The sequence below is a fragment of the Streptomyces sp. NPDC014882 genome (genome assembly GCF_043081325.1).
Lineage (GTDB): Bacteria > Actinomycetota > Actinomycetes > Streptomycetales > Streptomycetaceae > Streptomyces.
The window spans coordinates 292,980-300,672 of sequence record NZ_JBIBWL010000010.1 but is presented as its reverse complement, the minus strand read 5'-3'; the positions used below and the strand labels follow the sequence as shown (position 1 = coordinate 300,672).

The 7,693-nt window shown below is 73.3% G+C and carries 7 protein-coding genes; 2 read left to right on the top strand and 5 right to left on the bottom strand.

Annotated features, from left to right (window positions below; translation table 11 throughout):
- Nucleotides 1–139: 139 nt before the first annotated feature.
- Entirely contained in the window at nt 140–496 is a 357-nt protein-coding gene (locus ACF09K_RS23705; RefSeq protein WP_392246432.1) for a 5-carboxymethyl-2-hydroxymuconate Delta-isomerase, read from the top strand.
- A 76-nt stretch (nt 497–572) separates the two neighbouring features.
- Here the strand turns inward: ACF09K_RS23705 and ACF09K_RS23700 are convergent, their stop codons facing one another.
- Both ACF09K_RS23700 and ACF09K_RS23695 read right to left on the bottom strand, forming a co-directional pair.
- A complete protein-coding gene (locus ACF09K_RS23700; RefSeq protein ID WP_392246430.1) occupies nt 573–1,262 on the bottom strand; it encodes a TetR/AcrR family transcriptional regulator in 690 nt (229 codons plus the stop codon).
- A 128-nt stretch (nt 1,263–1,390) separates the two neighbouring features.
- The gene (locus tag ACF09K_RS23695) at nt 1,391–3,307 is read right to left on the bottom strand and encodes a hypothetical protein (protein WP_392246429.1); all 1,917 of its coding nucleotides are present in this window, start codon (nt 3,305–3,307) and stop codon (nt 1,391–1,393) included.
- A 124-nt stretch (nt 3,308–3,431) separates the two neighbouring features.
- On the opposite strand from ACF09K_RS23695, the gene ACF09K_RS23690 reads away from it, so the two are divergent.
- On the top strand, nt 3,432–3,869 hold the full coding sequence (locus tag ACF09K_RS23690; RefSeq protein ID WP_392246427.1) for a hypothetical protein: 438 nt from the start codon (nt 3,432–3,434) through the stop codon (nt 3,867–3,869).
- 152 nt (nt 3,870–4,021) lie between these two features.
- Here ACF09K_RS23690 and ACF09K_RS23685 read toward each other — a convergent pair whose 3' ends face one another.
- From ACF09K_RS23685 to ACF09K_RS23675, 3 genes are all read right to left on the bottom strand, one after another.
- A complete protein-coding gene (locus ACF09K_RS23685; protein ID WP_392246425.1) occupies nt 4,022–5,542 on the bottom strand; it encodes a DUF1996 domain-containing protein in 1,521 nt (506 codons plus the stop codon).
- A gap of 170 nt (nt 5,543–5,712) precedes the next feature.
- Nucleotides 5,713–6,363 (bottom strand): LuxR C-terminal-related transcriptional regulator, encoded by a 651-nt coding sequence (locus tag ACF09K_RS23680; RefSeq protein WP_392246424.1) that lies wholly within the window; start codon nt 6,361–6,363, stop codon nt 5,713–5,715.
- Entirely contained in the window at nt 6,348–7,616 is a 1,269-nt protein-coding gene (locus ACF09K_RS23675) for a sensor histidine kinase (protein ID WP_392246422.1), read from the bottom strand. Before ACF09K_RS23675 ends, ACF09K_RS23680 begins: the two co-directional genes overlap by 16 nt.
- Between the last annotated feature and the right edge of the window lie 77 nt (nt 7,617–7,693).

Genomic DNA, 7,693 nt, shown 5'->3' with positions numbered 1-7,693 from the left:
CGAGTACACCCAGTACACGGGCGACCCTCCGCCTTGCGATGCACCGCACCAGACGCCGCGCGCTGATCCGACGCCAATTGTCAGACACGCCCTAGGCTGACCCCGTCGCCCACCACCGGGCCGTCCAGAAGGGGTGCCTATGCCGCAGATCACCGTCGACTACTCCGACCGGCTCGCCGACGACTTCGACCGGCCCGGTTTCGCCACCGCGCTGCACCGGGCCGTGGTCGAGATCGCGGCGGCCAAGCCGCCCGCCTGCAAGACGCGGTTCCGCCGCACCGAGGACGCCGTCGTCGGCCCCGACACCGAGGGCCACGCCATCGTGCACGTCCACATCGCCCTGCTGGCCGGCCGCACCGAGGAGACCAAGGCCAGGCTCACCGAGACGGCCCTGGAACTGCTCCGGCAGCACGTGAAGCCCGCGGCCGAAACGGTCCTGCACGCCTCCGCCGAGGTACGCGACCTCGACCCGTCGTACCGCAAGCACGAGGCCTAGGCCCAGGAGGACGGGGCACAGGAGGCCTTCCCGGCCCGTCCCCCCGGTCCTCACTCGTTCCTCCCCGTCCCCCGTCCTACGACGCCAGCGCGACCAGCCGGGTCAGCAGGCCGGCGAACGGGCCGTCGGCCGGTTCCCCGCTCAGGGCCGGCCGCAGCAGGGCGCGCAGTTCCTCGTCGTAGGCGGCGGTGACGGCGGTGAGGGCGGCGAAGTCGCGCACGAGCTTGACCTCCAGCTCCTCGCGGGGGACGCGCCGCCCGTCCAGCCAGATCAGCGCGGTCGACTCGGCGAGCGAGATCCAGGACCGGACGACCAGCTCGAGCCGCGCGGGCGCCTCGGCGACTCCCAGGTGCGACAGGATCTGCTCGTAGGCGGCCTGGCGCACGGAGTCGACGAGCGCGTTCGTGGTGGAGGAGCCGACCGCCGGACCGCCGCGCATCAGGGCCGAGAACCCGGGGCCGTGCGCGTCGACGAAGTCGAAGTACCGGCCCATCACCCGCAGCAGCCGGGCCCCCAGCGGCCCCTCGTGCGGCTCGCTGAACCGGCTCGCCAGGTCCTCCGAGGCCCGCTTCAACGCAGCCTCGTACAGGCTGAGTTTGCCGGGGAAGTAGTGATAGACGAGCGGCCGCGAGATTCCCGCGGCCGCGGCTATCTCGTCGATGGAGACCTCGTCGGGGGAACGGCGGGCGAACAGTTCGAGAGCGACGCCGATCAGCTGCTGCCGCCGCTCCTCCACACCCATCCTGCGGCGAACCCCGGTAGTCATACGAACACCTTACCGATCGAATCCGGACGCGAACGGATCGGATCGGCCACGGTGTTCCCAGGGCGTTCCCGTCCGTGCCCGCGTCCATGCCCGTGCCCGCGTCCCGTCCGTGCCTCCGGGGCCGGCCCTCAGCGCAGTCCGTGGACCGACCGCCCGCCCTCCAGCGTCCCCTCCAGCCGGGCCTGCGCGCCCTGCCGCGCCGGCACGGCCAGCAGGTTGCCCTCGCCGGAGCCGCTCACCCCGCCCGTCGCGCGCACCGACGCGGTGTCCTCGTCACCGGCGGCGAGGAGGTACCAGGTGCCCGGCTCGGACTTCCACAGCACCCCGGCCAGCACGTGCGGGTCACGCGGACCGCACGCCGCGACGTCGTCGGCCTGCGCCGTGACCGCGCCGAACAGGCCGCCCGGCGTGCGGAACTGGGCCAGCACCCGGCTCCCGGCGCCCCGCCAGGTGTCGGCACGGGTGCACACCCAGCCGGCCTGCCCGCCCGCGTCGGGCAGCGGCTGGCGCGCGTACGCCCAGGCGTTGACCGACCGCACGCCCCGCGCGCGCATCTCGCCCAGGGAGCAGGCGAACGGCGCCCAGGTGCGCAGCGCCTCCGCGCCCGTCGCCTCCTTCGGCGCGGTGGGCCTGCCCGCGGTCAGCCGGGCGGGCACCAGCTCGCCGAGATCGCTCAGCAGGTACGACCCGGAGGCGTCGGTCACCTCGAGCACGTTCCACGTGGTGCAGGCGCCGGAGCGGGTGGCGGGGCTGGACAGCGGCGAGGTGACGCCCTCGGCCAGGGTCAGGTCCATCAGTCCGGCGCCCGGCTTCGACAGGTCCCGCTCGGCCGCCTTCGACACCCAGGGCGCCGTCAGGTAGCGGACGTTGCCGTCGGCCCGGTCCAGGACCACCGCCGCGGCCTCGGCGCCGGTCGCGCCGTCCACCCGCGCGAAGTCCAGCGCCGCGCCCGTCGTGCCGTTCTTCGGCTCGGCGTAGCGGGCGACGCGCAGACCGTCGTACAGGATGACCACGCGGGCCGTGGCGGCGTCGCCCGCGTACAGCAGCTGGGGCGGGCCGGCCGGTCCGCCGGACGGGGTGCCGGGGGTCGAGGAGACGCGGACCCGCTCGCCGGGGCGGGCCCAGACGGCGAGGGCGCGGCGCAGCAGCGCGTCGTCGCCGGTGCGGTCGCCGCGCGCGGGCCAGACGGAGAAGTCGGTGCGCGCGGAGGTCTTCCAGGCGGCGGGCGGGACCTTCACCAGCCGCCCCGGATCGAGGGCGGCCTCGGCCGCCGGATTCTGCGCGTACGCCGGGGCGGCCGCGCCGTCGGGTCCCCAGCCGTCACCGGGCAGCGCGACCAGCGCGCCGCACACGGCGAGCGCGGCGGCGGCGGCGAGTGCCGCCTTGGTGTGCTGGCGCCGCCGCATCAGGTCGGTGGGGCGGGCCTGGAGCGCGCAGGGGTCGAACTCGGGGGACTCGAGCAGCGCGTACCGGGCGGGGACGGTGTCGGCCTCCCGCAGCGCGGCGCGCACGTCGTCGACGCCGGCCGCGGTCAGCACCTCGCGCACGTCGCCGTCGGGGAGCCGCTCCAGGCCGCGCAGGACGTAGGCGGCGCGGGCCGGGCCCGACACGGTGGACAGCCGCTGGTCCAGGGCGAGTTCGTCGGCCCCGCCGGAGCGCGGGAAGAGCCGCAGCCCCCACACCTGGGGCAGCAGCGCCGGCAGCTGCGCGCGCCGGCCCCGGTGCCGCAGCGGCAGTCCCGCCTCCAGCGCCGCACGGACGACGCGCAGGCGGACGTAGGCGTAACCGGGTTCGCCGGCACGGGCGTCGGACTGGGACGGAATGGCCGCGGCCGGGGTGCGGCGGCGGGGGAGGGCCCGCTGGACGAGGGCGTGGGCGGCGAGGACGCGCCGACCGCGGCCGCGGCCGGGGGGCAGCACCAGATAGGCGAGCCGGACCAGACGCGGGTAGTGCTCGACGAGCGCGGCCTCGGCCTGCTCGACGTCGACGGTCCGGCCGGCGCGGGAACCGGGTGCGGGGCGTGGGGCGACATCCTGTGACTGCACGTCCAGCAGAACGAGCGAGCCGGACGATGGTCACCGCCGGCCGGGCCGCTCCGGGACGCGGGTACGTTGAGCGGACCGGGCGCGGGAGCCGTATCCAGAGCGAGGCTTTCGCAGGGAGGAACAGATGAAGGTGACCCGACCGACGCTCGCGGCGGCCGCAGCCGCGGCGGCACTGGTGCTGACGGGCTGTGGTGCCGGCGAGGACACGGGGAGCGGTGTGCCGGTGACCGCGACCGGCAGCCTGGAGCGCCTGGCCGCCGAGGTGAAGTGCACGCCCGACATGCAGACCGACGCCGACGAGCTCCGGCAGGCGCTCTGCAGGAACGCCGACGGCAAGTTCATCCTGCTGACCTTCGCCACCGACCGCGGCCAGCGCGAGTGGATCAACGGCGCCAAGGACTACGGCGGTCACTACCTGGTCGGCCGCAAGTGGGTGGCCGTGGGGGAGGAGACCAGCACCGTCACGGCGCTGCGGAACACGCTCGGCGGCGACATCGAGGAGGGCACGGACCACTCCGCGCACGGGCCCTCGCAGGGCGGCGCGACGCACTCGGGGCACTGAGTTCCCGTTCGCGGCGGCCGGGTTCCCGTCCGGGGACCCCGGTGCCCGTGCACGGGACGCGGACGACGTGGGAGGCGGCGGTGAGGAATCCTCACCGCCGCCTCTCACGCGCTCCCGGTGTCAGTGCTCCGGGTGTCCGGTCGGACCGTCACTCACTTGCACCGCTTGCCGGTATTGATGCAGTTGACCATCTTGTTCATCGTGTTCTGGGAGAAGAAGTTGATGAAGTCGTTGTGGTCGGTGATCGGCTTGTGCAGGTTCTCCGGGAAGCTGTCCACCGCGTACGGGTTCACGACCTGCCCGTTCTGGATCTTCGGCGCGGGGACGTTGTAGACCAGCCGGACCTGGAGCTGCGGGATCGCCTTGAAACCGTTGGCGCAGGTGCCGTTCGCCTGCACGAACGCCACGTGCGTGCGGTGGTTGGCGCTGTCGATGTTCTTGCCGTCCCAGCAGCTCTGGAAGTTGGTCGTGCGGACGACCTGGCTGCCCTGCGGGCAGATCGGGTACTTGTCCTCCAGCTGCACCTTGTTCTCGAAGCCGGTGCAGCTCCAGTTGACGTTGGCGTTGGCGTTGCCGTTGACGAAGGCCTTGGCGTCACCGGTGATGATGCGCAGCGCCGTCGGCATCGCGACGACCTTGCCCCGCTTGTTGCCGACGAACTTCAGCTGGGCCTGGGCCGGCTGGAGGATCTTGCCGACGTTGCCCTCCTTGCCGCCGCCGTCGTTGTTCTGGTCGAAGTCCTGCGAACCGTCCTGCACGCGCAGCACCGGCCAGAAGTACGAGGACTTGTCGCCCTGGTTCTGGCAGCTGGTCTCGGCCGCGGCCAGCTCCTGGTCACTGGCGAACGCGTCGTTGTTCTGGTTGCCGACGTAGTCGTGCAGGTGGTGGGCGCCGTTGGTGACACCGGGGGCGACGATCACGTTGTCCGTGTTGTGGTTGTCGTTGCCGTTGGTGCCGCAGGAGGTGGTGAAGGTGCCGCGCGATCCGCCGTTGCCGTTCGCGGCCAGACCGTTGGCCCCCACGCCGAGCTGGGCGTTCCGCGGGGCCTTGGTGATGTCGACGAAGTCCGCCGCCGTCGGGCCGTTGCCGCCCTGGCCGCCGTTGCCCTGCTGACCGCCGTTCTGGCCGCCGCCGTTCTGCTGACCGCCGTTGTTCTGGCCGCCGTTCTGCTGGCCGCCGTTCTGGCCGCCGCCCGCGTTGGTCTGCGCGCCCTGCGTGGTGCAGGCGGCGAGCGGGCTGAGGTCCTGGACCTGACCGCCCGCGCGCTGGATGTTGATGCGGATCCGGTCGATCGTGGCGGCCCGCTTCTCCTTCAGGGGGCCGACGATCGCGTTCTGCACGAAGCCCGCGTCGTTGGTCTGCGCCTGGCGCGTGGAGGCGAGCCGGGCGTAGGCCTCGGTGATCTGCTTGTCGAGGTTCGCCAGCTCCCTGTCGACCCCTGAACGCGCCCCACCGGGCACGTTCGTCAGCTTCTGCCCCACGTCGGGGCAGGAGATGGTGGCCACCTGCGCGGCGGCGGCCTTGGTCTGGTTCTGCGACGAGTTCTTCGACTCGTGCGCCGAAGCGTAGAAGTTCGCCCAGATCAGCCCGCCCCCACCGAGCGCTAGGGCCGCCGACGCGGCTATGGCCTTGTTGGCCATCGACGAACGGCGTTTACGTGTGTTGCGTCCCATGGAACTCCTCTGACTTCCTTGCGGGGCAGCATCGAGGCGCCCGACAGGATGAAGCGGCGCCTCTCCATACGCACGCCGCCCCGCAGGTGTTCAGCGGTCCCGGGAATCGATGAGCGGCCCGTGGGACAATTCCGTTCCAACTGTCTTATGCGGAACGGTGGTTGTGGTGGTCACCGGTCCCGGTCCAGATAGGCCAGCACGGCGAGGACCCGCCGGTTGTCGTCGTCCGAGACCTCCAGGCCCAGCTTGATGAAGATGTTGGCGGTGTGCTTCGCCACGGCCCGCTCGGTGACGACCATCTTCTGGGCGATCGCCGTGTTCGACCGGCCCTGCGCCATCAGCTCCATCACCTCCCGCTCGCGCGGTGTCAGCCGGGCCAGCGGCCGGTCGCCGCCGTGCCGGGCCAGCAACTGCTGGATCACCTGCGGGTCCATCGCCGTCCCGCCCGCCGCGACCCGCCGTACGGCGTCCACGAACTGCTCCGCGTCGAAGACCCGGTCCTTCAGCAGGTAGCCGACGCCGCCGCTGCCGTCGGCGAGCAGTTCGCGCGCGTACAGCTGCTCCACGTGCTGGGAGAGGACCAGCACCGGCAGTCCGGGCCGCTCCCGCCGGGCCCGCAGCGCGCACTGGAGGCCCTCGTCGGTGTGGGTCGGCGGGAGCCGGACGTCGACGACGGCGACGTCCGGCTCGAGTTCGGCGAGGGCCCGTTCCAGCTCGGGTCCGCTCTCGACGGCGGCGGCCACCTCGAAGCCGAACGCCTCCAGGAGCCGGACGAGTCCGTCCCGGAGCAGGAACAGGTCTTCGGCTAGGACAACACGCACGGAATCTCCATGGTCACCATGGTGGGGCCGCCCGCCGGGGAGCTGACGGCCAGGACGCCGTCGAATGTACCCAGCCGCCGCTCGACCCCGGCCAGCCCCGACCCGGCGCCGATCACCGCGCCGCCCCTGCCGTTGTCCGTGACGGAGATCCGCAGGTGGCCGTCCGCGTGGTGCGCGTCGATCCAGATCCGGTCGGCGCCGGAGTGCTTGACCGCGTTGGTGAGCACCTCGCTGACCGCGAAGTACGCCGCCGACTCCACGGGGGCGTCCGCCCGGCCGGGCAGTTCCACGGTCACCTCGGTGGCCGTCGGCATCCGCAGCGCCAACGCCCGCACGGCGTCGCCCAGTCCGCGTTCGGCGAGCACCGGCGGATGGATGCCGCGCACCAGGTCGCGCAGCTCGGCGAGGGCGTCGGCGGAGGACCGGCGGGCCTGCGCGAGGAGCCGCTTGGCCTGCTGGGGGTCCTTGTCGACGAGCATCTCCACGGTCCCGAGGTCCATGCCCATCGCCACCAGGCGGGCCTGGGCGCCGTCGTGCAGGTCGCGCTCGATGCGCCGCAGCTCGGAGGCCGAGGTGTCCACGGCGTCCCGCCGCGTCTGCGTCAACACGCGGACACGCTCGGCGAGTTCGGCCTGGGTCGGGGCGAGGACGGCGCGGGTGAGGCGGAAGTGGAGCCCGAGGGCGCCGACCGTGTACCGGTGGGCGACGACCAGCAGGACGGCGCCCAGGGCGGCGGCGCCGAGCGCGGAGAGCTGGTCGGACACGGGCACGAACCCGTACCAGTAGGGGCCGTCGTCGTACGCGCGCCACAGCCCGAGGGCCAGCGCGAAGCCCTCCACCGGGTAGAGGACCAGGACCGCGGGCAGCAGCGCCGTCACGAACCCCGCGGTCATGTCCACCAGCAGCCACCGCAGGTCCCGCCAGGTCGCCGGGTCCCGCAGCATCGCGAAGGTGCGCGTCCAGGGGTTGGCGTCCTCGGGTGCCGGCCGGTACGCCGACGGGATGCCCACCCCGCCCCACGCGGCGGCGAGCGCCCGCCGCCGGTCGGCGAACAGGCGCACGCCGGCCAGGACGTACGGCGTGGTCACGAGGCCGACACCGATGGGGATCAGGGCGATCGAGACGGCGGTGAGGGAGAAGCACAGGACGGCGAGCGGGAGGGAGGCGACGGCCAGCACGAACCCGCGCCCGGCGGCGCGCAGCACGCCCCGGATCCCGGAGCCGTCGCTCTCGCCCTTCGTGGTGGTGTTCATGCCGTCAGTCTGGCCGACCCGCCGGCCGGGGACACGGGGCCGGACCCCCGGACCGGGGGGTGGGGTCAGGTACACCT